27 protein-coding genes, 1 tRNA gene and 1 pseudogene are annotated in these 25,776 nt (G+C 58.0%); 14 read left to right on the top strand and 15 right to left on the bottom strand.

Going from position 1 to position 25,776, the window contains the following annotated elements; all coding sequences use genetic code 11:
- Positions 1–30 precede the first annotated feature (30 nt).
- Positions 31–1,293 carry a cation:proton antiporter domain-containing protein gene (locus ACSSNI_RS04860; protein WP_200639510.1) on the top strand — a complete coding sequence of 421 codons (1,263 nt, stop codon included), beginning with the start codon at positions 31–33 and terminating at the stop codon, positions 1,291–1,293.
- A gap of 37 nt (positions 1,294–1,330) precedes the next feature.
- Here ACSSNI_RS04860 and ACSSNI_RS04855 read toward each other — a convergent pair whose 3' ends face one another.
- Positions 1,331–1,924 carry an exopolysaccharide biosynthesis protein gene (locus ACSSNI_RS04855; RefSeq protein WP_200639509.1) on the bottom strand — a complete coding sequence of 198 codons (594 nt, stop codon included), beginning with the start codon at positions 1,922–1,924 and terminating at the stop codon, positions 1,331–1,333.
- Between the two features lie 278 nt (positions 1,925–2,202).
- The gene (locus ACSSNI_RS04850; protein WP_200639508.1) at positions 2,203–2,451 is read right to left on the bottom strand and encodes a con-10 family general stress protein; all 249 of its coding nucleotides are present in this window, start codon (positions 2,449–2,451) and stop codon (positions 2,203–2,205) included.
- A gap of 436 nt (positions 2,452–2,887) precedes the next feature.
- Here ACSSNI_RS04850 and ACSSNI_RS04845 point away from each other — a divergent pair, with 436 nt between their 5' ends.
- Positions 2,888–3,058, top strand: coding sequence for a hypothetical protein (locus ACSSNI_RS04845; protein ID WP_200639507.1), 171 nt, complete (start codon positions 2,888–2,890; stop codon positions 3,056–3,058).
- A 45-nt stretch (positions 3,059–3,103) separates the two neighbouring features.
- Here the strand turns inward: ACSSNI_RS04845 and ACSSNI_RS04840 are convergent, their stop codons facing one another.
- From ACSSNI_RS04840 to ACSSNI_RS04825, 4 genes and pseudogenes are all read right to left on the bottom strand, one after another.
- The gene (locus ACSSNI_RS04840) at positions 3,104–4,291 is read right to left on the bottom strand and encodes an MFS transporter (protein WP_200639506.1); all 1,188 of its coding nucleotides are present in this window, start codon (positions 4,289–4,291) and stop codon (positions 3,104–3,106) included.
- A 171-nt stretch (positions 4,292–4,462) separates the two neighbouring features.
- The gene (yedA, locus tag ACSSNI_RS04835; protein ID WP_200639505.1) at positions 4,463–5,368 is read right to left on the bottom strand and encodes a drug/metabolite exporter YedA; all 906 of its coding nucleotides are present in this window, start codon (positions 5,366–5,368) and stop codon (positions 4,463–4,465) included.
- Positions 5,369–5,482: 114 nt separating this feature from the next.
- Positions 5,483–5,662: pseudogene (locus ACSSNI_RS04830) on the bottom strand (M24 family metallopeptidase); the annotation flags it as partial.
- A 116-nt stretch (positions 5,663–5,778) separates the two neighbouring features.
- Positions 5,779–5,868, bottom strand: a tRNA-Ser gene (locus ACSSNI_RS04825).
- Positions 5,869–5,996: 128 nt separating this feature from the next.
- Between ACSSNI_RS04825 and ACSSNI_RS04820 the strand changes: the two genes are divergently transcribed.
- The 7 genes from ACSSNI_RS04820 (at position 5,997) to ACSSNI_RS04790 (ending at position 10,198) form a co-directional block, all read left to right on the top strand.
- Positions 5,997–6,665, top strand: coding sequence for a Bax inhibitor-1/YccA family protein (locus ACSSNI_RS04820; protein WP_159967959.1), 669 nt, complete (start codon positions 5,997–5,999; stop codon positions 6,663–6,665).
- Positions 6,666–6,754: 89 nt separating this feature from the next.
- Positions 6,755–7,147, top strand: a complete 393-nt coding sequence (tusD, locus tag ACSSNI_RS04815) for a sulfurtransferase complex subunit TusD (protein WP_200639504.1) — start codon at positions 6,755–6,757, stop codon at positions 7,145–7,147.
- Positions 7,147–7,506, top strand: coding sequence for a sulfurtransferase complex subunit TusC (gene tusC, locus ACSSNI_RS04810; RefSeq protein ID WP_200639503.1), 360 nt, complete (start codon positions 7,147–7,149; stop codon positions 7,504–7,506). Before tusD ends, tusC begins: the two co-directional genes overlap by 1 nt.
- A complete protein-coding gene (gene tusB, locus ACSSNI_RS04805; RefSeq protein WP_102836351.1) occupies positions 7,506–7,808 on the top strand; it encodes a sulfurtransferase complex subunit TusB in 303 nt (100 codons plus the stop codon). The genes tusC and tusB overlap by 1 nt, the downstream gene beginning before the upstream one ends.
- Entirely contained in the window at positions 7,805–8,140 is a 336-nt protein-coding gene (locus ACSSNI_RS04800; protein ID WP_200639502.1) for a TusE/DsrC/DsvC family sulfur relay protein, read from the top strand. The genes tusB and ACSSNI_RS04800 overlap by 4 nt, the downstream gene beginning before the upstream one ends.
- Positions 8,137–9,129 carry a glycosyl transferase family protein gene (locus ACSSNI_RS04795; protein WP_448258976.1) on the top strand — a complete coding sequence of 331 codons (993 nt, stop codon included), beginning with the start codon at positions 8,137–8,139 and terminating at the stop codon, positions 9,127–9,129. Before ACSSNI_RS04800 ends, ACSSNI_RS04795 begins: the two co-directional genes overlap by 4 nt.
- A 70-nt stretch (positions 9,130–9,199) precedes the next feature.
- Positions 9,200–10,198 (top strand): glutathione S-transferase family protein, encoded by a 999-nt coding sequence (locus ACSSNI_RS04790; RefSeq protein WP_200639500.1) that lies wholly within the window; start codon positions 9,200–9,202, stop codon positions 10,196–10,198.
- A 29-nt stretch (positions 10,199–10,227) separates the two neighbouring features.
- Here ACSSNI_RS04790 and cysG read toward each other — a convergent pair whose 3' ends face one another.
- From cysG to ftsK, 6 genes are all read right to left on the bottom strand, one after another.
- Entirely contained in the window at positions 10,228–11,625 is a 1,398-nt protein-coding gene (gene cysG / locus ACSSNI_RS04785; RefSeq protein ID WP_200639499.1) for a siroheme synthase CysG, read from the bottom strand.
- Positions 11,626–11,776: 151 nt separating this feature from the next.
- A complete protein-coding gene (serS, locus tag ACSSNI_RS04780; protein WP_200639498.1) occupies positions 11,777–13,057 on the bottom strand; it encodes a serine--tRNA ligase in 1,281 nt (426 codons plus the stop codon).
- Between the two features lie 72 nt (positions 13,058–13,129).
- Positions 13,130–13,504, bottom strand: coding sequence for a fluoride efflux transporter CrcB (gene crcB, locus ACSSNI_RS04775; RefSeq protein ID WP_148926086.1), 375 nt, complete (start codon positions 13,502–13,504; stop codon positions 13,130–13,132).
- On the bottom strand, positions 13,501–14,826 hold the full coding sequence (locus ACSSNI_RS04770) for a replication-associated recombination protein A (protein WP_200639497.1): 1,326 nt from the start codon (positions 14,824–14,826) through the stop codon (positions 13,501–13,503). The genes crcB and ACSSNI_RS04770 overlap by 4 nt, the downstream gene beginning before the upstream one ends.
- A 75-nt stretch (positions 14,827–14,901) precedes the next feature.
- The gene (gene lolA / locus ACSSNI_RS04765) at positions 14,902–15,528 is read right to left on the bottom strand and encodes an outer membrane lipoprotein periplasmic chaperone LolA (protein ID WP_102836343.1); all 627 of its coding nucleotides are present in this window, start codon (positions 15,526–15,528) and stop codon (positions 14,902–14,904) included.
- Between the two features lie 15 nt (positions 15,529–15,543).
- Positions 15,544–17,946: a DNA translocase FtsK gene (gene ftsK / locus ACSSNI_RS04760; protein WP_200639496.1), complete on the bottom strand. Its 2,403-nt coding sequence runs from the start codon at positions 17,944–17,946 to the stop codon at positions 15,544–15,546.
- 214 nt (positions 17,947–18,160) lie between these two features.
- On the opposite strand from ftsK, the gene trxB reads away from it, so the two are divergent.
- From trxB to infA, 4 genes are all read left to right on the top strand, one after another.
- The gene (trxB, locus tag ACSSNI_RS04755) at positions 18,161–19,108 is read left to right on the top strand and encodes a thioredoxin-disulfide reductase (RefSeq protein WP_148926088.1); all 948 of its coding nucleotides are present in this window, start codon (positions 18,161–18,163) and stop codon (positions 19,106–19,108) included.
- A gap of 44 nt (positions 19,109–19,152) precedes the next feature.
- Positions 19,153–19,833: a leucyl/phenylalanyl-tRNA--protein transferase gene (gene aat / locus ACSSNI_RS04750; protein ID WP_200639495.1), complete on the top strand. Its 681-nt coding sequence runs from the start codon at positions 19,153–19,155 to the stop codon at positions 19,831–19,833.
- Between the two features lie 52 nt (positions 19,834–19,885).
- Positions 19,886–20,593, top strand: coding sequence for an arginyltransferase (locus tag ACSSNI_RS04745; protein WP_102836340.1), 708 nt, complete (start codon positions 19,886–19,888; stop codon positions 20,591–20,593).
- A 99-nt stretch (positions 20,594–20,692) separates the two neighbouring features.
- Entirely contained in the window at positions 20,693–20,911 is a 219-nt protein-coding gene (gene infA, locus ACSSNI_RS04740; RefSeq protein ID WP_002553999.1) for a translation initiation factor IF-1, read from the top strand.
- A 189-nt stretch (positions 20,912–21,100) separates the two neighbouring features.
- Here infA and clpA read toward each other — a convergent pair whose 3' ends face one another.
- Positions 21,101–23,371, bottom strand: coding sequence for an ATP-dependent Clp protease ATP-binding subunit ClpA (clpA, locus tag ACSSNI_RS04735; protein ID WP_102836339.1), 2,271 nt, complete (start codon positions 23,369–23,371; stop codon positions 21,101–21,103).
- Between the two features lie 29 nt (positions 23,372–23,400).
- Entirely contained in the window at positions 23,401–23,763 is a 363-nt protein-coding gene (gene clpS, locus ACSSNI_RS04730; RefSeq protein WP_102836338.1) for an ATP-dependent Clp protease adapter ClpS, read from the bottom strand.
- A gap of 213 nt (positions 23,764–23,976) precedes the next feature.
- On the opposite strand from clpS, the gene cspD reads away from it, so the two are divergent.
- Positions 23,977–24,234: a cold shock domain-containing protein CspD gene (gene cspD, locus ACSSNI_RS04725; RefSeq protein ID WP_148926090.1), complete on the top strand. Its 258-nt coding sequence runs from the start codon at positions 23,977–23,979 to the stop codon at positions 24,232–24,234.
- A 57-nt stretch (positions 24,235–24,291) separates the two neighbouring features.
- On the opposite strand, the gene icd is transcribed toward cspD, so the two are convergent.
- Entirely contained in the window at positions 24,292–25,548 is a 1,257-nt protein-coding gene (gene icd / locus ACSSNI_RS04720) for an NADP-dependent isocitrate dehydrogenase (protein WP_200639781.1), read from the bottom strand.
- Positions 25,549–25,776: the final 228 nt, after the last annotated feature.

Genomic DNA, 25,776 nt, shown 5'->3' with positions numbered 1-25,776 from the left:
CAATGGAGGTATCGCGAATACGGAGCCTTCATGACCCAGCTGAACATTGCACTCGCCCTCATGGGCGGCGTTGCCGTCTGTATTGCCTTGCTGTCGGCGCTGATCAAGCGCAGCCCTGTATCCGAGCCGGCGCTGGCAGTGCTGGTCGGCGTTGCCGTTGGGCCCTACGGCCTGAGTTGGCTCGACCTTGCACGCTGGGGTGATACGTTCAGCATTCTCGAGCAGGCGGCTCGGCTGACGCTGGCGATTGGACTGATGGGCGTTGCACTGCGCCTGCAGCCCGCGGCGCTGAAGGCCATGCTCAAGCCGATCATGCTCCTGTTGACCTTTGTCATGCTCGGCATGTGGCTGGTGTCGTCGTTATTGGCCGGCTGGCTGCTCGGCTTGTCGCTATGGGCCGCCTTGCTGCTGGGTGCAGTAGTCACCCCCACCGATCCGGTTGTTGCAAGCTCGATCGTGACGGGCAAGTTCGCCAAGGAACATCTCCCCTTGCGCCTGCGCGACACCCTCTCGGCGGAATCTGGTGCCAACGACGGCCTCGCCTACGCCTTCGTCATGCTACCGATCCTGATGCTCAGCCATGCGCCAGATCAGGCCTGGTCGCGCTGGCTCATCGAGTCGGTGCTGATCGGCATCGGTGGCGCCGCGCTCCTGGGTTCAGTGGTAGGGCTTGCAGCAGCCAAACTGCTGGCTCTATCCGAGCGCAAGAAGCTGGTCGCCAGTTCCTCGCTGCTGGGTTACACCGTGGCGTTCTCGCTACTCACACTCGGGCTCGCCAAACTGCTAGCGACGGATGGCGTGCTGGCGGTATTCGCGGCAGGCTTGGCGTTCAACCTCTTCAGCGAGAGGTACGAGGAGCAGGAGGAAGAGAACATCCAGGAGGCGGTGGCCAAGCTTTTCACACTGCCGATGTTTGTGATTTTCGGTATCGCCCTGCCGTTGCGCGAGTGGGCCACGCTGGGGTGGCCGCTGGTGGCACTTGCGGTGCTGATATTGCTGTTGCGTCGACCACCAGTAGTGATGTTGCTTTCCGCCATCTGGCGCAATTCACTCAACTTACGGGACTCGCTCTACCTCGGCTGGTTCGGCCCGCTGGGTATCGCCGCGATCTACTATTCCGCGCTCGCTCACAGCCAGCTTGACGATCCGCTCTATTGGCATGCGGCAAGCGCGCTGATATTCGCCTCAATCATGATTCATGGCGTATCCGCGGCGCCGCTATCACGTCTATATGCGAGCCATCACGGCGCGGCACCGCCAGGCAGTGCTCGTCTACACGACGAGTCGGACTGAGCCAGGTATGAAGAACCGTGCCCTGGGGACGAGCCGATTACCCAATCAGGCCCATACCCGCGAAGACAAAGGCGCCAACGGCAAGGATCAGTCCCAACACGATGGCTGCGCCGTCCTGGGTGGTGATGCCAAGGCCGAACAGACCAATCGCCGCGAATGGAGCCGTCGAGGCAAATGGCAGCAATTCCAGCGGTGGCACCGAGGTTGCTAGCACAATGCACAGCATTGCGATAAATCGCAGAAAGCCTTTGCTCGTGGCCCAGCCCAACCGCTTATTGCTTACCTTGTCGAGCCAGCGCACCACCGGACGAATTTTATTCAGGCCTTTCTCAAGCTTCTGTCCGCTGACGGAGCGATGCGCTAGAAACCCGGGCATCCAGAAATGATGTCGACCGAATAGCAGCTGGAAGGCAAACAGCGCAACGATCAGTGCCAGCATGCTTGGCACCCCGGGAATGCCTCCGACCGGACTGATCTCGATGATTGCAGGAACGAACAGGAAGGGCCCGAAGCTGCGCTGGCCGACTTTCTTCTGAATGTCACCAACCGATACCTTGGGCTGGTCATCTCCCAACTCGACGACACCGTCGATCACTTGTTCAAGGCAACCATGGTCGTTGGCCTCACTCATGTGCTCCTCCTGATCGCAGCTTTCTGAAGATGCGGCAAGCTCCCGCAGGGGTCTTACCCGCTTCGCTAACTATAGCCTTGATGGACTGCAGCATTTTATGTTGGCAACGAAGCAACGATTAACAACTCAGCAATACAAGTTTTACAGAACCTGTACAACTGTCATGCCTTGCGCTTATACATGATTCGCCAAGCCCATTAACCGAAAAAATAAAAAACGGAACTTGCAAAGCAAGTTCCGTTTATATTGGCGAAGGTTAGCAACTAAGCATAAACGTATTACGAATTACGGCCACCTCCGTGGCTGTTCTGACCACCTTTCTGGCCAGCCTCGGACGCCTTCTCACGGTCGTTGGCAAAGTTTCCGCCGCTGTTCTTCTGGCCACCTTTCTGTCCGGTATCAGAGGCTTTTTCGCGGTCATTAGCGAAGTTACCGCCGCTGCCCTGGCCGCCTTTCTGCCCGGCTTCTGAGGCCTTCTCGCGATCGTTTGAAAAGTTACCCGGATTTCCGCTCTTATCGTTCGACATGAGATTACTCCAGTTACTTGGTGATGCTTGAGAACAGCGACCGCTCTGCAGTCGCCTCACTATTTTGGAGGGTAGAACCAGGGCCTAAGTTCTACCGAGAAATCCCTATTTCGATGAGCGGCTTAGCGTTTCAACTCGCTATTACAAACGCAAAACCTGAATGCAGGTAATTGCATTTAGATAGCAACGGAACGCCAAACACCTCTCCCGCCCTAGTTGCAGCGCTATAGCAATTAAGGCCCCACACCAGACATATACGAGGACAACTTAGTAGCGGGGAAATACCGCTCGTCAGCCCAATTAAACAGACATGCGTTGTCAACAACCTGTAACCGAATCAGGGCAGTCTCGGAGCCATGGAAAGCCGGGAAGGCTGGCGCAAGGACGCGACTTTATTCAGGACCACCAACCACTCTACCGAGACATTGGAGGCCACATGAGCAACAAAACGCTGGAAAACCTGGTCAAGCAATCCGACCTCAGCACCAAACAGCCGCTGGAACTCTGGAAGCAGCTGCACCGTAGCAAGCGCGACTACCGCCCCAGCGCGGCGGCACTGGCAAGGCGCGCTTCGCTGGATCTCGGCATGTGCGCGCAAAGCCAATGAGCCAGCATGGGTATCGGTCAGGCGGGCCCACCCGCCATGGCTGGATCAGGCTTCGGTGCCACGTTCCTGCCGCAACAACAACCAGACAATCGACAGCCCAGCCACGGCCATGAAGGCCGCTCCCAGGAAGATGCTTTGCATTCCGATATAGGCGGCAAGCGCACCCATAATGGCACCGGACAAACCCAGCGACAGGTCGAAAAACATCGCGAAAACGCTGAGACCGGAGCTGCGGTTAGCGACTCCTACGCGTGACACCACACCGACGCCCAGAGCTGGATACAGCAGCGACAAGCCGCAGCCGGTCAGTGCCGAGCCTGCCAAGGCAAAGCTCGGGGCCTCGGCCAGCCAGAGCAGCAACAGCCCTAAGATTTCCACCACCAGACATACCATCGCCACCGAATAACCGCCGACTCGGTTGATCAGGTTGGGCAACAACAAACGCGTCCCGATAAAGGCAAACGCAAAGGCGGTGAGGCACCAGGCCGCGCCATCCCAGCCGCGCGCGTTGTAATACAACGCGATAAACGCGGTCAGCGTGCCGTAACCGATGGTCGCCAATGCCAGGCTGAGTCCGGGCGGTGCAACCTTCCACAGCACTTTGCCGAACGGCAGCCGCTTGCCGGGATTCAGCGGAGCATCGCCGCGCCGCCAGGCCAGTGCCAGGCCGGTCGAGGCGAGGAGCATCGTCACCACACCCAGTGACCATAAGCCTAATGACTGCGACAGAAACACGCCTAGCGGCGCGCCGATGCCTACGCCGCCATACGCCGCAACACCGTTCCAGGAAATCATTCGCGCCGTGCTTTCTGCACCCAGCCGGCTGATGCCCCAGCTGATGGCGGAAATGCCGATCAGGCTTTGCGCGAAGCCCAGAATCAACCGGCTCCCGATCATCACCGCAATGCTCGCCATCGGCCAGGCTTCCAATAGCGCTGACGCGAGCAGCAGCAGTCCGCTGATCAACCCAGACGTCATGCCGATCAAAACGGTTTTCTTAGCGCCCCGCTCGTCCGCCAGCCGCCCCGCCAAAGGGCGGCACAATAATGTGGTGAGGTATTGCGCACCGATCACGATGCCCGCGACGGCGGTGCTGAATCCCAAGTTTTCATGGATATAGCCAGGCAATGACGCCAGCGGAATACCAATGGAAATGAACGAGATGAAGTTGAAAACCACCAGCGACAGAATGAAAAGAGTGTCGTTGGAAGCGGGTTGTTTCGCAGCGGGCATCGGAGCGCCTGTCGTGGATGAACAATGGGATATGACCATGCCAAGCCGGGCAGCCCCAGCGCAGGATGCTGGGTCCCGGTTGCCAAGGGCTCAGACCGCCAAGCGAGCAGTTTGATCTTGCCCAAGAGGCAGTCATCATACAACCTCCGTAAGGCCGACGGTTCGAGCGATCTAGGTATTGCTTGGCGCAACAGCGACTTTTGGTCGGCGCCACTGAGGCAGTCCGATCAGCACCACCGCGCTTACGATTACCGTCATCGCCAACCATTCTTCGACACCGATTCGCTCACCGGCAAAGGTAATACCCAGCAGCACGGCGACCACTGGGTTCACGTAGGCATAGCTGGTTGCCGCCGCTGGCCTTACATGTTTGAGCAGATAGAGATACGCGCTGAACGCTACGATCGAGCCGAGCAACGTGAGGTAGACCAGGGCAAGCCAACCGGCCATATCCGGCATCTGCTGCAAGCGTTCTCCGCTGACCGCGCTACCGAACAGCAACACAGCGCCACCGATCAGCATTTGCGCGGCGCTCGCCATCGCACCGTTCGGCAAACTGAGATGCCTGCTCCACATCGAGCCGAACGCCCAGCTCGCTGCCGCCATTAGCACTATCACTGCGCCAAGCGGACTGGCCTGCAGGTTGTGTCCCAGATTGAGCAAACCGATGCCGATCAGCCCCAGAAGAATGCCGCCCCACTCCAACCCGGTCGTCCGCTGCCCCCAGATCAAGCCGAACAGCAACGCGAACAGCGGAACCGTAGCAATCGCCAGTGCCGCAACTGCAGACGCCACGCCGAGATGTTCGGCGATGGTGACACCACCGTTACCGCAGCTGAGCAGAAGAAAACCTACAACCGCGCAAGACCGCCATTCGCGCGCGGTGGGTAGCGGCACACCGCGCCAGCGCAGCCAGGCAAACATCAGGCTGCCAGCAATGACAAAGCGCAACCCGGCCAGCAGCATCGGCGGCCATGACTGGACGCCAACCCTGATCACGAAATAGGTCGAACCCCAGATCAGATACAGGGCGAGAAAAGCGCCCACGAGCAGCAGCGGGAAGCGGCGCGAAGACATGAGACGAGATCCGGGTGAAAGGCTTGACCCATGATTCTAGATAACCCACGCACCGGAGAATAAGCACAGTCAGCTTCTTGTTTAACGGTGCAGTTAGCCGCACCGCGCGGCCGCTCAACGAGCGAGGCCGAAGGGGTCATCAATGCTGTGGCTCGGCTCGGTGAACCAGCGCGGCCCACTCTCGTCCATGTAGAAGTGGTCCTCTAGGCGAATGCCGAACTCACCGGGCACGCAGATCATCGGTTCATTACTGAAACACATGCCGACGTCGATGGGTGTCTGGTCGCCGCGAACCTGTGTCTGGCATGGTTGAACCAGAGTCTGCGGAGAACGACGCAACCCACTCGGTCCGTCAAGCGATTGTGAGCAGAAACGAAAAAGGCCCCGAGATTCGGGGCCTTTTTTTGATATGGCGGAGGAGGTGAGATTCGAACTCACGGAAGAGTTTCCCCTTCGACGGTTTTCAAGACCGTTGCATTCAACCGCTCTGCCACTCCTCCGCAGAGAGCGGGCGCCATAGTACCCGAACGAAACAGTCTGTCAAACACTGTTGTTAGGACGAAACAAAAGCTCTGTTATGATCCGTGGCAGTTTGTTCCAGGCTGAATCCATTTGAAGGAGTGTCGCCATGCTTAGGCAACAGTACGCATCTACGCACACGCAGGTTGAACAGAAGGAAGTCAGCCGCGTTCTGCGCAACACCTATGGCCTTCTGGCCATCACACTGGGCTTCAGCGCCTTTGTCGCCTACATGGCGATGCAAGCCAACGCGGCCTATCCAAACATCTTTGTGGTGCTGGTCGGTTTCTATGGCCTGTTCTTCCTAACGGTCAAACTTCGCAATTCCGCGTGGGGTCTGCTCTCTACCTTCGCCTTGACCGGTTTCATGGGTTACACGCTGGGGCCGATCCTCAACATGTACCTGGGCACCGCCAATGGCGGTGAGCTGATTGCATCGGCGCTGTCGATGACCGCTCTGGTGTTCTTCGGGCTGTCAGCGTTCGTGCTGATTACGCGTAAGGACATGAGCTTCCTTAGCGGCTTTATTACCGCTGGTTTCTTTGTCCTGCTGGGCGCAATGGTTGCTGGTTTCTTCTTCGAGATCAGCGGCCTGCAACTGGCGATCAGCGCCGGCTTCGTGCTGTTCTCCTCGGTCTGCATCCTTTACCAGACCAGCGCCATCATTCATGGCGGCGAGCGCAACTACATCATGGCCACCATCGGCCTGTACGTTTCGCTGTACAACCTGTTCATCAGCCTTCTGCAACTGATGGGCATCATGGGCGGCGACGACTAACAGCCGCGCTTAGAATGAGCCCGCTTCGGCGGGCTTTTTCGTTTCCAAAGCTCGCGTATCATGTCCGCCAGTACTGAAACTGGTGGCCCATGAAATTCGCAATCGCTCTGTTTTCACCTCCGCACTCTCCTGCTGCACGGCGCGCATTGCGTTTTGCAGAAGCAGCGCTGGCGGGTGGACACGAGATTGTCCGGCTGTTCCTCTATCAGGACGGCGTGCATAGCGCCTCGGCCAACATTGTCGCTGCACAGGACGAGCTAAACGTGAGCGAACAGTGGAACCAGTTCATCACTCGCCACCGGCTGGATGGTGTCGTCTGCATTGCCGCCGGCCTGCGCCGCGGTGTGCTGGATCAACAGGAAGCAAAACGTTATCAGCGTCCGGCGGCAAACCTGGCTGCTGGGTGGGAGCTGTCCGGTCTAGGTCAACTACACGAAGCCAGCCAGCAGGCCGACCGCCTGGTGTGTTTCGGAGGTCATTGATGGCTCGCTCGATGCTCATCATCACTCGCCACTCGCCGTGGTGTGGTCCGTCTGCGCGCGAGGCGCTGGATATCGTCCTGGCAGGAGGTGCGTTTGAGCTGCCGCTCGCCCTGCTGTTTCTGGATGACGGTGTGTTTCAGCTGGTGTCTGCACAACAAGCTGCACGGCTTGAGCAGAAGGATTTGACTGCAAACTTGCAGGCGTTGCCGATGTTCGGTATCGAGTCGCTGTATGCAGCCAAACGCAGCCTCAGCGAGCGCGGCCTGGATGATGCACAGCTGTCTCTTCCGGTTGAGCTGCTGGATGACGCTGGCCTCGGCGCTCTTATCAACCGCTACGACCATGTGATTACGCTCTGATGGCAACCTTGCACCTGCTTTCACATTCGCCTTTTTCCGATGACCGCCTGGTCAGCTGCCTGCGACTGCTCTCAGTTGATGATGCGCTGTTGCTCTGCGGCGACGCCGTGTACGCCCTGCAAAACGGCACGGCTCAGTGTCAGGCACTGGAGTTGATGCCAGATAACATCGCGCTTTTCGCACTGGAGGAAGACATCTCCGCGCGCAACCTTGGTGCCCTTCCGGCACGCTTGCAACAGATTGACTATGAGGGTTTCGTCGAGCTGTGCTGCCGGTTTGAGCGGACCAACTCCTGGCTATGAACACGATGAACGTGGATGGCACACAGGTTGCTGTGGATCAGGAAGGCTTTTTGCTCGACCTGAATGACTGGAGCGAACCTGTGGCCGAGGCATTGGCCCATGCAGAAGACATCTCGCTTCAGCCCGAGCACTGGGAAATCATCAAGGTACTGCGCGAGTTTTATCAGGAGTTTCAGCTGTCGCCCGCAACCCGTCCGCTGATCAAGTACACCGCCCTGAAGCTAGGCCCGGACAAGGGCAACAGCATGCACCTGAACCGTCTATTCAAAGGCACCCCCGCCAAGCTTGCAGCAAAGTTGGCAGGCCTGCCGAAACCGAGCAACTGCATATGAGCGTCATCACCCCTGCTGAACACCCGTTCGCCGTCTTCGTCCGTATTCTCGGCAAAGGCAAACGCGGCGCCCGCGACCTGACTCGTGAAGAGGCCCGCGAAGCGATGGGCATGTTGCTGGACGGCAAAGCCGAGGACACGCAACTCGGCGCCTTTCTTATGCTGCTACGCCATAAAGAGGAAAGTGCAGAAGAACTCGCCGGCTTCACCGAAGCCGTGCGCGAACGACTGAACGCCCCAGCGATCGCGGTGGACATTGACTGGCCCACCTACGCGGGCAAAAAGCGGCACCTACCGTGGTACTTGCTGGCGGCCAAATGCCTGGCACGCAATGGCGTTCGAATATTCATGCACGGCGGTGGCGCGCATACCGCAGGGCGCATGTATACCGAACAGCAGCTTGAGTTGTTGGACATCCCGCGATGCGAGAACTGGGCTGAGGCTAGCGCCGCGCTGGACCAGCGCAATCTTGCATTCATGCCGCTCGGTGCCTGGATGCCAGGGCTTCAGCACATGATCGATCAACGCAACATTCTTGGTCTGCGATCACCGATCCATTCTCTGGCCCGAATCCTCAATCCCCTGGGTGCTCGCTGCGGGCTGCAGAGCATTTTTCATCCCGGCTATCAGGCCAACCACCGGGAAGCCAGCCGATTACTGGGCGACACCTCCATCGTGATCAAGGGCGAAGGTGGCGAAATCGAGGTCAACCCGGACGGTGTCGCCCACCTGTACGGTACGCAGGCAGGCGAATCTTGGGACGAAGATTGGCCTGCCCTATCACCCCAGCGTCACGTCAAGCCGGCGCAACTTGATCCGCAGCACCTGCTCGCTGTCTGGGAGGGGGGCGAAGATGCCTACGGCGAACTCGCGGTCGTTGCGACCATGGCGTTAGCGCTGCGAGGCCTCGGACAGCCGCGCGACGCCGCGTTTGCGCAGGCCCGGGAGTTCTGGATGAATCGAATCTATCGAGCTAAACGATTGGTTTGACCGGGCATTACGACTGATCCATCGAACCGTGCCACCTACACTGTTTCTCATTCGAAACTTGGAGGCGAACATGGGGCTTTTAGTAGACGGACAGTGGCAAGACCGTTGGTACGAAAACAATGGAGACGGTGAATTTCAGCGAGAGCAGGCTCAGCGGCGAAATTGGATCACTGCGGACGGCACGCCGGGCCCAGATGACCGCCCTGCGGTCCAGGCGCAAGCCGGCCGTTATCATCTCTATGTATCGCTGGCTTGTCCCTGGGCCCACCGCACTCTGATCTACCGCAAGCTCAAAGGACTCGAGTCGCTGATTGATGTTTCGGTAGTCAGCTGGCTCATGGCCGAACACGGCTGGACGTTCGACAGGGAGAAAGGCTCCACCGGCGATGCGCTGGACGGGCTGACCTACCTGCATCAGCGCTACACCGCGGACGATAAGGATTACACCGGCCGCGTGACGGTTCCCGTCCTGTGGGACCGGGAGCAGCAGCGGATCGTCAATAACGAGTCCGCCGAGCTGATCCGAATCTTCAATACTGCTTTCGATGAGCTGACCGGTTCGACGCTGGATCTCTACCCGGAGCCGTTACGTGCCGAGATTGACTCACTCAACGAGCGCATCTATCCGCACATCAACAACGGTGTTTATCGGGCAGGCTTCGCTTCGACGCAAAAAGCCTACGAGGCGGCGTTCGATGAGGTATTTGCGGAACTCGACTGGCTGGAGCAGCGCCTCGGTGAAAGACGCTACCTGACTGGGGAATACCTGACCGAAGCCGATTGGCGACTGTTCACCACGATTGTTCGCTTTGACGCGGTCTACCACGGCCATTTCAAGTGCAACCTGCGACGTATCGAAGACTACCCGAACCTTTCGAACTGGCTTCGAGAGCTTTTCCAATGGTCAGGCATTGCGGAAACCGTCGACTTCACCCACATCAAGCAGCACTACTACGCCAGTCATCGGCACATCAACGCCAACGGTATCGTGCCTAAAGGCCCCGACTTGGCGCTCCACCGCGCCCATGACCGCGACCGTCTGCCCGGCAAAGGCATCTGGTCGCGGTAATCACTCAACTGCCGACATTCCGCGACAGATCATCTGTCGCGGTTCTGGGCACCCTCGAACCAGGCGAGTTTTTCGCGCAACTGTACAACTTCGCCGACGATAACCAACGTAGGTGCTTGAACCTGCTCACTGGCGACCCGCTCGGCCAGATCTGCAAGCGTTCCGGTGAAGACTCGCTGGCTCACCGTAGTGCCCTGCTGAACCAGTGCTGCTGGCGTATCAGCGGCGCGACCATGGGCAATCAATTGCTGGCAGATGACCGGCAACCCGACCAGGCCCATGTAAAACACCAGCGTCTGACTTGGCGCCACGAGCTCCGACCATGGCAGATCGGAGCTGCCATCCTTTAAGTGCCCGGTCACAAAGCGCACTGACTGCGCGTGATCGCGATGCGTCAGCGGAATACCTGCATAGGCGGCGCAACCGCTGGCTGCCGTGATGCCGGGTACGACCTGGAACGGTACGTCGTGCGCAGCCAGCTCCTCAATCTCTTCACCACCGCGGCCAAAGATGAACGGATCTCCTCCTTTTAGGCGCAGCACGCGCTTGCCTTCCTTGGCCAAGGTCACCAGCAACTGGTTGATCTGGTCCTGCGGCACCGCATGCGCGGCGCGTTGCTTCCCGACATAGATACGATCAGCATCCCGACGGCACAGATCGAGAATCGCTGGCGCGACGAGACGGTCATAGAGCACCACGTCGGCTTGCTGCATCAAACGCAGGGCGCGGAACGTCAGCAGGTCAGGATCACCGGGGCCTGCGCCGACCAGATACACCTCTCCAAGGCTTTTTGGCTCGGCGCCGGAAAGCTTCTCGACCAACAGGCGCTCAGCTTCCTGCTGCTGTCCTGCCAGTGCTCGCTCAGCGACATCGCCTTGGAAGACCTCCTCCCAGAACACACGACGCTGTTGCACGTTGGCGAACTTCGCTTTGACCTGCCCGCGGAATTTTTTCGCCAGACCGGCCAGCTCGCCATAAACCGAGGGTACCCAGGTTTCGATGCGCGCACGCATCAGTCGGGCCAGCACCGGCGCGTCACCGCCGCTTGAGACGGCGATCATCAACGGAGAGCGATCGACGATTGCAGGGAAGATCACCGTGCACAGCTGTGGTGAGTCCACCACGTTGACGGGCATACCAAGCGCCTTGGCATCTTCAGAAACCTGCGCGTTCAAGGGCTCATCATCAGTCGCCGCAATGGCCAGCACGCACCCTGACAGATCGCTGTGGAGGTAACCGCGGTGCAGGGTCTGACCACCGCCCTCCGCAACCAACTCACTCAGCTCTGCTGCTACTTCTGGAGCGACCACGCGCAGCACAGCGCCCGCTTCTGACAATAACCGCGCCTTGCGCAGCGCAATCTCGCCGCCGCCGACAACCAATACGGTACGGCCCTTCAGATTGTGAAAAAGCGGCAGAAAATCCATGGGCAAGTCCTGATGACGTAATGAGATAGGGCCATCTCAACCATTACGGCAAAGACAGCCCTTGTCGAGAATCAAGGAGCCCGGACGGGCCGTTGATTATCGGCTGGCAGCGAGTTCGATGCTCAGGTCCGCGAAAGCAGGCCCCGCCGAATCAACCAATTAGTTCAATTCCGCCCATGTATGGCTTGAGCGCTTCGGGCACGCGGATAGTGCCGTCGGCCTGCTGGTAGTTTTCCAGCACAGCAACCAGCGTGCGGCCGACGGCGAGGCCGGAGCCGTTCAATGTATGTACCAGTTCAGGCTTACCGGTTTCCGGGTTGCGGTAGCGCGCCTGCATACGACGGGCCTGGAAGTCACCGCAGCTGGAGCAAGAGGAGATTTCACGATACTTGTCCTGGCTTGGAACCCAAACCTCCAGGTCGTAGGTCTTGACGGCGCTAAAGCCCATGTCGCCCGTGCACAGGGACAAAACCCGGTAAGGCAGCTCGAGAAGTTGAAGCACTTTCTCGGCATTCGCTGTGAGACCCTCAAGCGCTTCAAGTGACTGGCTCGGCTCGACGATCTGAACCATCTCGACCTTGTCGAACTGATGCTGGCGAATCATCCCGCGCGTGTCGCGGCCCGACGCGCCTGCCTCGCTGCGGAAACATGGAGTATGCGCAACGAACTTCAACGGTAGGAGCTTGGCATCAAGAATCTCACCAGCCACGATATTGGTCAGCGAGACCTCCGCTGTTGGAATCAGGTAGAGATCAGCCTCGTTCTCACGGCTGATCTTGAACAGGTCTTCTTCGAACTTGGGCAGCTGCCCGGTGCCCTGCAGTGCCGGCGCCTGGACCAGATAAGGCGTGTAGGCCTCTTCATAGCCGTGCTCGCGGGTATGCAGATCGAGCATGAACTGTGCCAGCGCCCGGTGCAGACGAGCAATCGGACCGCGCATCAGCGCAAAGCGTGCGCCGGACAACTTGGCAGCCGTCTCGAAATCCAGCCAACCGTGTTGCTCACCCAGCGCGACGTGGTCCTTAACGTCGAACTCGAACGTCTTGGGCGTTCCCCAGCGACGCACTTCAACGTTCTCATCCTCATCCTTGCCGACAGGAACCGACTCGTGAGGCACGTTCGGCAGGCTGAGCATCAGTTGATCCAGTTCGCTCTGGATGTTCTCCAGTTCGGTCTTTCCGGCTTCCAGTTCGGACCCCATACGATCGACGTCAGCAAGTAACGGCGCGATGTCTTCACCACGCTGCTTGGCCTGACCAATGGACTTGGAGCGAGCGTTGCGCTCAGCCTGAAGTTGCTCGGTACGGGTCTGCACGGTTTTGCGCTGGGCTTCCAGGGCCTCGATACGCGCTACGTCCAGCTGATAGCCGCGGGTGGCGAGGCGCTCGGCCACGTCTTGCAGCTGTGTGCGTACCAGTTTCGAATCAAGCATGGTGGGTCTCGTCTATGAAAGCTTTGAGGAAAGGCGAAGAGGAACAGGAGTTTACTGCGATATGTGCCAGGTTCATAACCGCGCGAGCGCAAGCCCGGCCCAGGCAGCCAACAGACCACCGAATACGCTTACACCGATATAGCTAAACGCCGTCGCAGCCTGACCGCTCTCCAGCAAACGCAATCCATCCAGGGAAAAGCTGGAAAAGGTGGTCAAGGCGCCGAGGAAACCAATGATCAAACCGCCGCGTAGCTCCGGCGAGAGGTCTGGACGCTGCAGAAACGACGCGTAGAGATAGCCAATGAGCAGGCAACCGAGCACATTGACCGCCAAGGTCGCCAGGTAGAAATGCTTTGGCCATTGAGCAGAAACCCAGGTTGAAACACCGAACCGGATCAGTGTCCCGACAACCCCGCCAGCGGCCACAGCCAATGCCATGCGAATCATGTCTTTCTCCGTTGACGCGGGCTCTGCCGATCAAGCCGCGTCAGGTGCTCAAGCTTGTCGCGTATCTTGCTTTCCAGCCCGCGCGGCGCCGGATGATAGTACTGCCGCGGCTCTATGGCTTCCGGGAAGTAATCTTCGCCAGCGGCGTACGCCTCAGGTTCATCGTGTGCGTAGCGGTATTCGTTGCCGTAACCCAGTTCCCTCATCAGGCGTGTTGGCGCATTGCGCAGGTGCAACGGAACCTCTTGTGAACCATTCTCGCGAACATCACGCATCGCCGCATTGAAGGCGCTGTAGACGGAGTTGCTCTTGGGCGCACACGCGAGATAGACGATTGCCTGCGCCACTGCCAGTTCACCTTCAGGGCTACCCAGCCGTTCTTGAACATCCCAGGCCGATAGGCACAGGCTTAGCGCTCGTGGATCGGCATTCCCGACCTCTTCACTGGCCATGCGCACCACCCGGCGTGCGATGTACAGCGGGTCGCAGCCGCCGTCGATCATTCGTGCAAACCAATACAGCGAGGCATCCGGGTTCGATCCACGCACGGATTTGTGCAGCGCCGAGATCTGGTCGTAAAAAGCTTCGCCACCTTTATCGAAGCGCCGACGGCTGTCGCCCAACAGGTCCTGTAGCAGTTCGACGCTGATCTCGCCGCCTTCTTCCGCCAGATCGGAAGCGTTTTCCAGCAGATTCAGCAACCGTCGCCCGTCGCCATCCGCGGCCGCCATCAGGATCTGAAAGCTCTCGTCCGGCAGGCTCAGATGCAAATCACCAAGGCCTTTCGGTTCGGTCAAGGCGCGGGTGACAAGCCTTCGCAGTGCCGCTTCATCGAGGCTCTTGAGTACATAAACGCGTGCGCGAGAGAGCAGCGCGTTGTTCAGCTCGAACGAGGGGTTTTCTGTAGTCGCACCGATAAATATAAGCGTGCCATCTTCGACATAGGGGAGGAATGCGTCCTGCTGGGACTTGTTGAAGCGGTGGACTTCGTCGACGAAGAGAATCGTACGTCGTCCGTACTGGGCCGCCTGCTGTTTAGCAATCTCGACTGCTTGCCGGATCTCTTTCACACCGGCTAGCACCGCCGAGACGGTTTCAAAATGAGCGTCCGAGACTTTCGCCAACAACCGGGCAAGTGTGGTCTTACCAACTCCAGGCGGCCCCCAGAACACCATTGAGTGCAAAGCGCCCTGCTCGAGGGCCTCGCGCAACGGCTTGCCACGCGCCAACAGGTGCTCCTGCCCGACATATTCATCCAGGCTGGCGGCGCGCAGGCGCGCAGCAAGGGGTTGGGCGACAGGTTCACGACTGAACAGGTCCATCGGCGACGCAAGCCTCTGATGCAAACGGCCTGCAGGAAAGCAGGCCGTGTAGGTAAACGGAGTGGCGAGCAGCTGTTACTCGGAAATGACGTCAGCCCCTTCCGGTACTTCGAAGGTAAACAGGTCAGCCTTGAGTGGCTGGTTCAACTTGACGCCCTGAAACAGGATATTGGTGCGCTGACCAACGCCATCAACCATTTGCATGTCGTTGATCACCCCACCGCGGAAAGACAAGCGAAGGCTGTCGAACAGCGTGTCCTTGGCTTTCGGCTTGAGAGTGAAATCAACCACTTCGCCCGCCTCTTGATGCGACACCTCGAAATTCTCGTTGATCGCCGAGACATCACCCGACAACAGTAATGCAGGGGTATGCGTCAGGCGCTGATCGAGCGTCTGGATGGTGACCTGTTCCAGATCCGGATCGTACAGCCAGACTTTCTTGCCGTTGGAAACCAGCAACTGCTCCATCGGCTCATCGGTGTGCCAGCGAAACTGGCCAGGGCGCTTAAGCGACATTTCACCAGAGGTCTCCTGCAGCTGGGTTCCAGTGCCATCCAGAGACAATTGAGAAAACCGGCCGGTCAAGGTTTCGGCCTTCTGCAGCAAGCCCGTCAGGCGCTGCACAGAAGCCGCCTGGTCAGCGTGAGCTGGAGCCAGGGTAAAAAGCAGAGCGGATGCAAACAACGCACGAATCAATTGCATGATGCCCTCGGCGAACTAGTCGCGGGTAGGAGGCGGCGCGAGCACTTCGCGCGAGCCGTTAGTGTTCATTGATGTCACCACGCCCGCCATTTCCATGGCTTCGATCATCCGCGCGGCGCGGTTGTAGCCGATCTTGAGCTTGCGCTGAACGGCAGAAATCGATGCGCGGCGACTTTCGGTAACAAAGCGTACCGCCTCATCGTAAAGCGGATCGTCTTCACTGTTCTCACCGCCGCCTTCGCCTCCGCCGCCATCGAAGCCGCTACCGGCCTCTTCCACGCCCACCAGAATTTCTTCGATGTAATCAGGCGCACCGCGAGCCTTCCAGGCTTCAACCACGCGATGAACCTCTTCATCGGAAACGAACGCACCATGGACGCGAATCGGCAGCCCGGTGCCCGGTGGCAGGTAAAGCATGTCGCCATGCCCAAGCAATTGCTCGGCGCCGCCCTGGTCGAGGATCGTCCGCGAGTCGATCTTGCTCGACACCTGGAACGCCATACGAGTCGGAATGTTGGCTTTGATCAAACCCGTGATGACGTCCACCGAGGGCCGCTGGGTCGCCAGGATCAAGTGAATGCCCGCTGCCCGCGCCTTTTGGGCAATGCGCGCAATCAACTCCTCGACCTTCTTGCCGACGATCATCATCATGTCGGCGAATTCGTCTACCACAACCACGATGGTCGGCAGTTTCTTCAGCAGCGGCGCTTCATCTTCCATGCTTTCGCGGCGATACAGCGGGTCGGTCAGCGGCGTACCGGCCTCCTCCGCGTCTTTCACCTTACGGTTGAACCCGGCCAGGTTACGCACGCCCATGGCCGCCATCAGCTTATAGCGCCGCTCCATTTCGGCGACGCTCCAGCGTAGCGCGTTAGCGGCTTCCTTCATGTCAGTCACGACCGGGCACAGCAGGTGCGGGATGCCTTCGTAGATCGACAGTTCGAGCATCTTCGGGTCGATCATGATCAACCGCGCATCTTCCGGCGTCGACTTGAAAAGGATCGAGAGGATCATCGCGTTCACACCGACCGACTTACCTGAACCGGTGGTACCGGCAACCAGCAGGTGCGGCATCTTTGCCAAGTCAGCAATCACCGGCTTACCGCCGATGTCGTGGCCAAGCGCGATGGTGACGGGCGATTTGGCATCATCGTAGGGCGCCGACGAGAGGACCTCGGAGAAGCGCACTATCTGGCGATCCTCGTTAGGAATCTCGATACCAACAGTGGTCTTGCCGGGGATTACCTCAACGACGCGCACGCTGATGACTGCCAGCGAGCGCGCAAGATCCTTCGCCAGGTTGGAGATGCGGCTGACCTTGACCCCAGCGGCCGGCTGGATTTCGAAACGCGTGATCACCGGGCCAGGGTGAACCGACTCGACAATGACCTCTACCCCGAATTCCTTCAGTTTGATTTCCAGCAGCCGCGACATGGCCTCAAGCGATTCCGGCGAGTACTGTTTCTGCTGTTTTTCCGCCACGTCCAGTAGCGACAATGGCGGCACGCTGCCTTCGATCAGCGGATCGACGAACAGGTTGGCCTGCTTCTCCTTTTGCACACGCTTGCTTTGCTCGACCGGCTTTTGCGGTGCGGCGGGAGGAATCACGGGAGGCGGTCGCTTGTCACGCTCGCTCATGTGCTTGCTCAACGACTCTTCGCGCTCCAGTAGGCGCTCCTTGACCTTGGCCCGTTCCCGCTGATCCGGAAGCGAGCTGGCGACGTCGTTTACCACATCGTCGGCTTCGCGCAGCTGCGCAACAATCTGCTTACGCTCGTTACGAGCAGACCACCAGCGACTGAAGAAACTCTGAATCAGTTCCACCAGGTCGAGGGTGATCTTGCCGGTAAGGTCCATAACTTTGAACCATGAAAGGTCCGTAAACACCGTTAGGCCAAATAGGAAGAATGCCAGCAGCAGCAACGTGCTGCCTTGGACATTAAGCGCTGCCTCTGCGAGCTGGCCCAAGCTCTCGCCCAACGCCCCACCCGCAGAAGCAGGCAGACCATCTGCAAACTGGAAGTGGATATAGGCAAGTGCGGATCCGGAAAGAATCAAAAAAACGAGCCCGATCAGCCGCCAGGAAAACAGCCACCCATTCCAACTCCAGGGTTGGTGACGCGCACGAAAGATCTGCCAAGTCTTGACGCCTAGCAACAACGGAAACAGGAAAGCAAAGTAGCCAAGGGCCATGAACAGCACGTCGGCAAACCAGGCGCCAGCGCGGCCGGCGGCGTTCTGGACCTGCTGGACATTGCTGGTATGCGTCCAACCAGGATCGGAGGGATCGTAGGTAAGCAGTGCCATCCAAAGGTAGGCACAAAGCGCGCCGAGCGCGATCAGCGCACCCTCTTTGAGACGGTAGTGCAGCTGCTGGCGCCAGACGGAAGCTGGCGCGGTAGAGGAGGTATTCTTCAAAACGCTTTATTTCCTGCGCCTGCGGCGCGCTCTATGAACCGTAATCTGCCTGAACTTGCACATTGTACGGGTTTGTCGATTCGATGGCATTGCCGGTTCCGTGCCGGCTTGGGCTTTTGTCCGTGCTTCGGTGTAGCATAAACGCCAGTTTTTTAAGCGTGACTCGACTGGAGCACGCTTCTCCATTGGCAACAAAGGCTTATGAGGGCTTTTTATGAATGAAGTCAAGCATTCACGTCTGATCATCCTCGGCTCGGGCCCGGCCGGTTATACCGCCGCCGTCTATGCAGCCCGGGCCAACCTGAAACCGGTGATGATCACCGGCATTCAGCCTGGCGGCCAGCTGACAACCACCACAGAGGTCGACAACTGGCCGGGAGACGTCGAAGGCCTGACTGGTCCGGCACTGATGGAGCGGATGCAGAAACACGCAGAGCGTTTCGACACCGAAGTAGTCTTCGATCACATCCACACCGCCGAACTGCAGCAGAAGCCCTTTATCCTCAAGGGCGACAGCGCAACCTACAGCTGCGACGCCTTGATCATCGCAACCGGCGCATCGGCCCAGTATCTCGGCCTGCCATCAGAAGAAGCGTTCGCAGGACGAGGCGTGTCGGCATGCGCCACCTGTGACGGGTTCTTCTACCGCAACCAGGTCGTGGCCGTGATCGGTGGCGGCAACACCGCTGTGGAGGAAGCGCTGTATCTCTCAAACATTGCCAAGGAAGTGCATCTGATCCACCGCCGCGACAAGCTGCGCTCCGAGAAGATCCTGCAGGACAAGATCATGGAGAAGGCAGCCAATGGCAACATTCGCCTGCACTGGAACCACACGCTTGAAGAGGTGCTGGGCGATGCGAGTGGCGTAACCGGAGTGAGACTGAAGAGCACCGAGTCCGGCGAGGAGCAGAAGCTCGACCTGGCAGGCGTTTTCATCGCTATCGGACACAAGCCCAACACGGACCTTTTCCAAGGCCAACTCGAGATGAAAGACGGCTACCTCATGATCAAGGGCGGCAATGAGGGAGACGCGACAAGCACCACTATCCCAGGCGTGTTTGCTGCAGGCGATGTAGCCGATCACGTTTATCGCCAGGCGATCACTTCGGCCGGCGCTGGCTGCATGGCCGCGCTCGATGCCGAAAAATATCTCGACCTGTAAACCTTCTACGGGCGGATGCGCCATCCGCCCCCGTGACTATCAATATGCTGACCTGGCTGCAGCGCGACGACCTGTCGTTCCCCCCCCTCGAAAAAGCCATGCGCGATCCCAACGGGCTTCTCGCTGCAGGAGGCGATCTCTCGCCTGAGCGTCTGCTTGCAGCCTACCGTCACGGCTGCTTTCCCTGGTACCAGGAAGGACAACCACTCCTCTGGTGGTCACCCGACCCGCGCACCGTCCTCTACCCCGAAGAACTGCATGTCTCACGCAGCCTCGGCAAGAAATTGCGGCAAGGTGCATTCAGCATCACCTTCGACAAAGCGTTTAGAGACGTCCTTGAAGGCTGTGCCGGCCCACGGAACTACACCGACGGCACATGGATTACCCTACCGATGCAAGAGGCTTATCTGAAGCTGAATCAACTCGGCATCGCCCACTCAGTTGAAGTCTGGCAAGACGAACGGTTGGTCGGAGGCCTCTATGGCCTCGCAATGGGTCGACTATTCTTCGGCGAATCAATGTTCAGTCGAACGACCGACGCGTCCAAGGCGGGATTCGTGACATTAGTGGAACGTCTCCGCGACTGGGAATTCAAATTGATTGACTGCCAGATGCACACGCAACACCTAGCCAGTTTTGGCGCGAGAGCCATACCACGCCAGACCTTCGCCAAGACGCTAGCCCACTATCTGGATGAACCCAGTACGGCCCGATGGGAGCCCTAGTCGACGAAGCCAAGCTGACCTACACTGATTTCAAGATTTTCGAGAGCTGCCCATGACTTCACTGGCTCGTCTCAAGTTCTACGCAACACAGCCTCACGCCTGCAGTTATCTGCCCGACGAGCAGGCCACTACGCTCTTCCTCGACCCCAGCCAGCCGATGGACGTACAGGTGTATGCAGAGCTGTCCGAAATGGGCTTCCGGCGCAGCGGTGACCATCTCTACCGCCCACACTGTCAACGCTGCACCGCTTGTATTCCAGCACGGATACCCGCCGACGGGCTGCAACTCAATCGCCAGCAGAAACGTATCCTCAAGCGCAACGCCGACCTTACCGTCACCGACGTCCGCCCTTCGTTCACCGAGGAGTACTACGCGCTCTACGCAAACTATATTGAACAGCGCCATGCTGACGGTGATATGTATCCGCCGAGCCGAGATCAGTTTCATACCTTTCTGGTTCGCGATCTGCCGTTTTCACGATTCTACGAGTTTCGCCTGGAAGGACGTCTGCTTGCGCTGGCGGTGACGGACCTCCTGCCCAACGGTTTGTCCGCTGTTTACACCTTTTACGACCCCAGCGAGGAACGTCGCAGCCTAGGCCGCTTTGCAATTCTCTGGCAAGTTGGTGAGGCGGCCCGCCTAGGGCTGAAGGCGATCTACCTGGGCTACTGGATCAAAAACTGCCGCAAGATGAACTACAAGACCGAATACAGACCAATCGAGCTGTTGGTTAACCAGCGCTGGATAACTCTAACCTGAGCTCTTGGCTCTCGGGGTCCTTTCAGGCACAATACTTGCCGCTTTTACCCGGGCATTCTTCGCACCGGGTCTATCATTGGACACCGAGGGCTTTACTGAATGTCGAAAGAAGACAGCTTCGAAATGGAAGGTACTGTCGTCGACACCCTGCCCAACACCATGTTTCGTGTGGAGTTGGAAAATGGGCACGTCGTTACTGCGCACATCTCCGGAAAGATGCGCAAGAACTACATCCGGATTCTTACCGGTGACAAGGTTCGCGTTGAACTTACGCCTTACGACCTGAGCAAAGGCCGCATCACTTACCGCGCCCGCTGACAGGACGCGAGCATGAACGCCCGGCATCGACCGGGCTTTTTTGTTGGCGGTCGCGCAACGGAGCGATCCAGCTCGCCCGGTTGCGTCAGCAGGTACGGCGCCGCGCTTCTCCTGGATAGGCGCCCCGCCGTCACCATTAACAGAAACGCCCGGCGATGCCGGGCGTTTCTGTTTCGGGGCGTCAATGTGTTAGGCCAGCTCGGCAGACGTTTCGAAGTCGAAGTACGGCTCGCCATCACGTATGTCGATGTGCACCACCCCACCGTGCTCAGCCAGCTCCCCGAACAAAATCTCCTCAGCCAGCGGCCGCTTTATTTTGTCTTGGATCAGACGAGCCATTGGCCGCGCACCCATTTGCACATCATAGCCACGCTCAGCCAACCAACCACGCGCCGCATCCGACACCTCAAGCGTGACGTGCTTATCCTCAAGCTGCGTCTGCAGCTCAATGAGGAATTTGTCGACGATGCTCTTGATGACTTCGTGACTGAGGCGGCCAAACTGGATGATCGTGTCCAAGCGGTTCCGGAACTCCGGTGTAAAGCTCTTCTTGATCACTTCCATCGCATCTGAAGCGTGATCCTGATGCGTGAAGCCAATTGAAGCTCTGGCCGCGGTTTCCGCTCCGGCATTGGTCGTCATGATCATAATCACGTTACGGAAGTCAGCCTTGCGGCCGTTGTTATCCGTCAGGGTGCCATGATCCATAACCTGCAAAAGCAGATTGAAGACTTCAGGATGCGCCTTCTCGATCTCATCTAGAAGCAGAACGCAGTGCGGCTGCTTGGTGATCGCCTCGGTTAACAATCCTCCTTGATCAAAGCCAACGTAGCCTGGCGGCGCACCGATAAGCCGAGACACGGTATGGCGCTCCATATACTCAGACATATCGAAGCGAACAAGCTCTATGCCAAGCGCCCGCGCAAGCTGCCGAGCTGCTTCTGTTTTACCGACTCCGGTAGGGCCGGCGAAGAGGAACGAGCCTACCGGCTTATCTGGAGCCTTCAGCCCTGCACGCGATAGCTTGATCGCCGTGGACAGTGAATCGATAGCGTCATCCTGACCGAATACGGTCAGCTTCAAGTCACGCTCCAGATTGCGCAGCAGCTCCTTGTCTGAGGTGCTCACATGCTTTGGGGGGATGCGCGCAATCTTCGCGACAATGTCTTCAACCTGCTCGACGTCTATCCGTGAGACGCGTTTGTCTTCAGGCTGTAGACGCTGATAGGCGCCCGCCTCATCGATTACATCGATTGCCTTGTCCGGCATGTGCCGGTCATTGATGTACCGAGAAGCGAGTTCCGCTGCAGCGCGAAGCGATTCGTCGCTGTACTCAATATTGTGGTGCTGCTCGAAGCGACCCTTCAGACCTCTCAAGATACCGATTGTGTCTTCAACGGACGGCTCTGAAACATCGACCTTTTGGAAGCGACGCGCGAGCGCCCGATCCTTTTCGAAGATGCCACGGAATTCCTGAAAAGTGGTGGACCCAATACAGCGGATCTCTCCAGATGACAGCAACGGCTTGAGTAGATTTGACGCATCCATCACACCACCCGAGGCGGCCCCGGCCCCGATAATGGTGTGAATTTCATCAATGAACAGCACAGCCTGCGGACGCTTGCGAAGCTCGTTCAAGAGCGCTTTAAAGCGCTTTTCGAAATCCCCGCGATACTTCGTACCAGCCAACAAGGCGCCAAGATCGAGCGAATAAACCACGCTGTTGGCGAGCAGCTCGGGCACTTGATTGTCGACGATGCGCTTGGCGAGGCCCTCAGCAATCGCAGTTTTACCCACCCCGGCCTCACCAACCAGCAACGGATTATTCTTGCGGCGACGAGCCAAAATCTGAGCGACTCGCTCGACCTCATGCTCACGGCCGACTAGCGGATCGATACGACCCTGACGAGCCAAGTCATTCAAATTGCTTGCATAAGCATCGAGCGGGTTGCTCGCTGTAGAGGATTCACCGCCCTCCTCATCCTGCATTTCCGCGTCGCCATCAGGATTGCCATTGTTACCCGGCACCTTGGAAATACCATGAGCGATGTAATTGACGACATCGATGCGAGCCACGTTCTGCTGCTTTAGCAGGAATACCGCCTGGCTTTCCTGCTCGCTGAAGATCGCAACCAGCACGTTGGCTCCAGTAACCTCACGCTTACCCGAACTCTGGACATGAAAGACCGCTCGCTGCAATACCCGCTGAAAGCCCAGGGTTGGCTGGGTTTCACGCTCGTCATCATGCTGTGGAATCAATGGTGTCGTGGAGTCAATAAATTCCTGGAGGTCGTGACGCAGTTTATCGAGGCTGGCTCCGCAGGCGCGCAAAACCGTTGCGGCCGCTTCATTGTCCAGCAGGGCTAGCAGAAGGTGCTCAACCGTCATGAACTCATGACGTTTGGTGCGCGCCTCCTTGAAAGCCAGATTCAGTGTGACTTCGAGCTCACGGTTCAACATAGCTTTCACCTCTTACCCAGCAGTCGGGTTTAACCGTCCTTCTCGATCTCACAAAGCAACGGATGCTGGCATTCCCTTGCATATTGATTGACCTGCATTGCTTTGGTTTCAGCGACGTCGCGCGTATAGACGCCACAAACGGCCCGCCCTTCGGTATGAACCGCCAGCATGATCTTGGTGGCCAGCTCCCGATTGTGATTGAAAATTCCCTCGAGCACCTCCACGACGAAATCCATCGGCGTGTAGTCATCATTAAACATGACAACTTTGAACATCGGTGGTGCCTTCAGTTGCGGCTTGGCTTCTTCGACCGCCAGGCCAGAAGAATCGTCGTCCGACGGCTTCGGACGATCCTGATTGAATGTTAGTCGAATCTTGGGAAATGCACGCATGCGTATAACAGTTCTAGATCGGGGCGCCGAGGCCGGGTAAATAGAAGGGCTTCACAGCCACCTGACGAGTCGCCTTGACTATCGGCAAAACGATGATACAAACAGTATGTGCCACAACGGCAACGGGCTGCGCATGTGGGCCATGTGCTGCATCAGCGCGGAATGAAATGGATGTTACTCCAGTGATGGACTCCTTTGCAGAGGGATAACAGCATGCTAAGCGGTAAGGTCAAGTGGTTCAACAACGCTAAAGGCTACGGATTTATCGTAGCAGACGGCGGCGATGAGGACCTGTTCGCCCACTACTCGGCCATTCAAATGGAAGGGTACAGAACTCTGAAAGCTGGGCAAGCGGTCATGTTCGACATACTGCAAGGTCCCAAGGGCCTACACGCAACCAACATACGGTCGCTGCAAACCACTGCGGAGGCAGTTGCGCCTGCCTCTCAGGACTCGACCGTAGACGCCTGACGCTAGGCAACAAAAAGGCCGATCATTGATCGGCCTTTTTGTGTTTCTCCCGAACAGTTACATGTGGGAGATCATGGCGTCGCCAAATTCAGAGCAGGACATAAGCTTCGCGCCGTCCATCAGGCGCTCGAAGTCATAAGTTACTGTCTTGGCAGCGATAGCGCTTTCGGTCGCCTTGATAATCAGATCCGCAGCTTCCAGCCACCCCATGTGACGCAGCATCATTTCCGCCGAAAGGATCAGCGACCCCGGGTTGACTTTGTCCTGACCCGCGTACTTTGGCGCCGTGCCGTGCGTGGCCTCAAACATGGCAACCGTATCCGAGAGATTGGCGCCCGGCGCGATACCGATGCCGCCTACTTCCGCTGCCAACGCATCGGAGAGGTAGTCACCGTTCAAATTAAGGGTTGCAATAACGTCGTACTCGGCGGGACGCAGCAGGATCTGCTGGAGCATTGCATCAGCAATGGCATCCTTGACGACGATATTCTTACCTGTGGTGGGATTCTTGAATTGCATCCACGGGCCACCGTCCAGCAACTCTGCACCGAACTCGTCGCGTGCCACCTCGTAGCCCCACTCCTTGAATGCGCCTTCGGTGAACTTCATGATGTTGCCCTTGTGCACCAAGGTGACCGAGCTACGGTCATTGTCCACTGCATATTGCAGCGCCTTACGCACCAGCCGCTTGGTCCCTTCCAGCGAAACCGGCTTGATACCGATACCGCAGTTTTCAGTAAAGCGGATCTTCTTGACGCCCATTTCTTCAGTTAGAAACTTGATGACCTTTTCGCACTCAGGGGAACCGGCCTTCCACTCTACGCCCGCGTAAATGTCTTCTGAGTTCTCGCGGAAGATGACCATGTCTACATCGGCAGGCTTCTTCACTGGGCTAGGCACACCGGTAAACCAGCGAACCGGACGCTGACATACATAAAGATCAAGCTCCTGACGCAGCGCGACGTTCAACGAGCGAATGCCGCCCCCGACCGGAGTGGTCAGCGGCCCCTTGATCGACACCACAAAATCACGCACTACATCCAGGGTTTCCTTGGGTAGCCAGGTGTCCTGGTCATACACCTGCGTTGCCTTCTCACCTGCATAGATCTCCATCCAGGCGATCTTGCGCTCACCGCCGTAGGCCTTCTCTACGGCAGCATCGACTACCTTGATCATCACTGGGCTAATGTCCACGCCAATACCGTCACCTTCTATATAAGGGATGATCGGATTGTTGGGTACGTTCAGAGTGTTATCGGTATTGACGGTGATTTTGTCACCGCTGGCAGGCACCTGGATCTTTTGGTATCCCATGCTGGACTCCGTTTTGTGGTTAAACATTAAACAGTGGTCATCTTCGAAGAGTAACCCAGTTGAATCGGCCAGAACCATATGTTCATTCGTCGTATGGCCAAGGCATTCTTTGACAACGGGCGTCGGTGATATACTGCTTAGGTGACTAACGAGTCATGAGAGGCAGCCGATCTTTGACGAGATCCTTGCCTTTGCACCGCCAGGCTGCCAACCGCAGCCGGTCGGATC

It is taken from the genome of Stutzerimonas tianxiuensis, assembly GCF_053470365.1.
Note: the sequence above shows the minus strand (reverse complement) of the source record. Positions and strands in the feature narration are given on the sequence as shown.

What these genes read in the sequence shown, in the direction of transcription:
- ACSSNI_RS04860 (WP_200639510.1), top strand. Translation starts at nt 31, where the DNA reads ATGACCCAGCTGAACATTGCACTCGCCCTCATGGGCGGCGTTGCCGTC.
- ACSSNI_RS04855 (WP_200639509.1), bottom strand. Translation starts at nt 1,924, where the DNA reads ATGAGTGAGGCCAACGACCATGGTTGCCTTGAACAAGTGATCGACGGT.
- ACSSNI_RS04850 (WP_200639508.1), bottom strand. Translation starts at nt 2,451, where the DNA reads ATGTCGAACGATAAGAGCGGAAATCCGGGTAACTTTTCAAACGATCGC.
- ACSSNI_RS04845 (WP_200639507.1), top strand. Translation starts at nt 2,888, where the DNA reads ATGAGCAACAAAACGCTGGAAAACCTGGTCAAGCAATCCGACCTCAGC.
- ACSSNI_RS04840 (WP_200639506.1), bottom strand. Translation starts at nt 4,291, where the DNA reads ATGCCCGCTGCGAAACAACCCGCTTCCAACGACACTCTTTTCATTCTG.
- yedA (WP_200639505.1), bottom strand. Translation starts at nt 5,368, where the DNA reads ATGTCTTCGCGCCGCTTCCCGCTGCTGCTCGTGGGCGCTTTTCTCGCC.
- ACSSNI_RS04820 (WP_159967959.1), top strand. Translation starts at nt 5,997, where the DNA reads ATGCTTAGGCAACAGTACGCATCTACGCACACGCAGGTTGAACAGAAG.
- tusD (WP_200639504.1), top strand. Translation starts at nt 6,755, where the DNA reads ATGAAATTCGCAATCGCTCTGTTTTCACCTCCGCACTCTCCTGCTGCA.
- tusC (WP_200639503.1), top strand. Translation starts at nt 7,147, where the DNA reads ATGGCTCGCTCGATGCTCATCATCACTCGCCACTCGCCGTGGTGTGGT.
- tusB (WP_102836351.1), top strand. Translation starts at nt 7,506, where the DNA reads ATGGCAACCTTGCACCTGCTTTCACATTCGCCTTTTTCCGATGACCGC.
- ACSSNI_RS04800 (WP_200639502.1), top strand. Translation starts at nt 7,805, where the DNA reads ATGAACACGATGAACGTGGATGGCACACAGGTTGCTGTGGATCAGGAA.
- ACSSNI_RS04795 (WP_448258976.1), top strand. Translation starts at nt 8,137, where the DNA reads ATGAGCGTCATCACCCCTGCTGAACACCCGTTCGCCGTCTTCGTCCGT.
- ACSSNI_RS04790 (WP_200639500.1), top strand. Translation starts at nt 9,200, where the DNA reads ATGGGGCTTTTAGTAGACGGACAGTGGCAAGACCGTTGGTACGAAAAC.
- cysG (WP_200639499.1), bottom strand. Translation starts at nt 11,625, where the DNA reads ATGGATTTTCTGCCGCTTTTTCACAATCTGAAGGGCCGTACCGTATTG.
- serS (WP_200639498.1), bottom strand. Translation starts at nt 13,057, where the DNA reads ATGCTTGATTCGAAACTGGTACGCACACAGCTGCAAGACGTGGCCGAG.
- crcB (WP_148926086.1), bottom strand. Translation starts at nt 13,504, where the DNA reads ATGATTCGCATGGCATTGGCTGTGGCCGCTGGCGGGGTTGTCGGGACA.
- ACSSNI_RS04770 (WP_200639497.1), bottom strand. Translation starts at nt 14,826, where the DNA reads ATGGACCTGTTCAGTCGTGAACCTGTCGCCCAACCCCTTGCTGCGCGC.
- lolA (WP_102836343.1), bottom strand. Translation starts at nt 15,528, where the DNA reads ATGCAATTGATTCGTGCGTTGTTTGCATCCGCTCTGCTTTTTACCCTG.
- trxB (WP_148926088.1), top strand. Translation starts at nt 18,161, where the DNA reads ATGAATGAAGTCAAGCATTCACGTCTGATCATCCTCGGCTCGGGCCCG.
- aat (WP_200639495.1), top strand. Translation starts at nt 19,153, where the DNA reads ATGCTGACCTGGCTGCAGCGCGACGACCTGTCGTTCCCCCCCCTCGAA.
- ACSSNI_RS04745 (WP_102836340.1), top strand. Translation starts at nt 19,886, where the DNA reads ATGACTTCACTGGCTCGTCTCAAGTTCTACGCAACACAGCCTCACGCC.
- infA (WP_002553999.1), top strand. Translation starts at nt 20,693, where the DNA reads ATGTCGAAAGAAGACAGCTTCGAAATGGAAGGTACTGTCGTCGACACC.
- clpA (WP_102836339.1), bottom strand. Translation starts at nt 23,371, where the DNA reads ATGTTGAACCGTGAGCTCGAAGTCACACTGAATCTGGCTTTCAAGGAG.
- clpS (WP_102836338.1), bottom strand. Translation starts at nt 23,763, where the DNA reads ATGCGTGCATTTCCCAAGATTCGACTAACATTCAATCAGGATCGTCCG.
- cspD (WP_148926090.1), top strand. Translation starts at nt 23,977, where the DNA reads ATGCTAAGCGGTAAGGTCAAGTGGTTCAACAACGCTAAAGGCTACGGA.
- icd (WP_200639781.1), bottom strand. Translation starts at nt 25,548, where the DNA reads ATGGGATACCAAAAGATCCAGGTGCCTGCCAGCGGTGACAAAATCACC.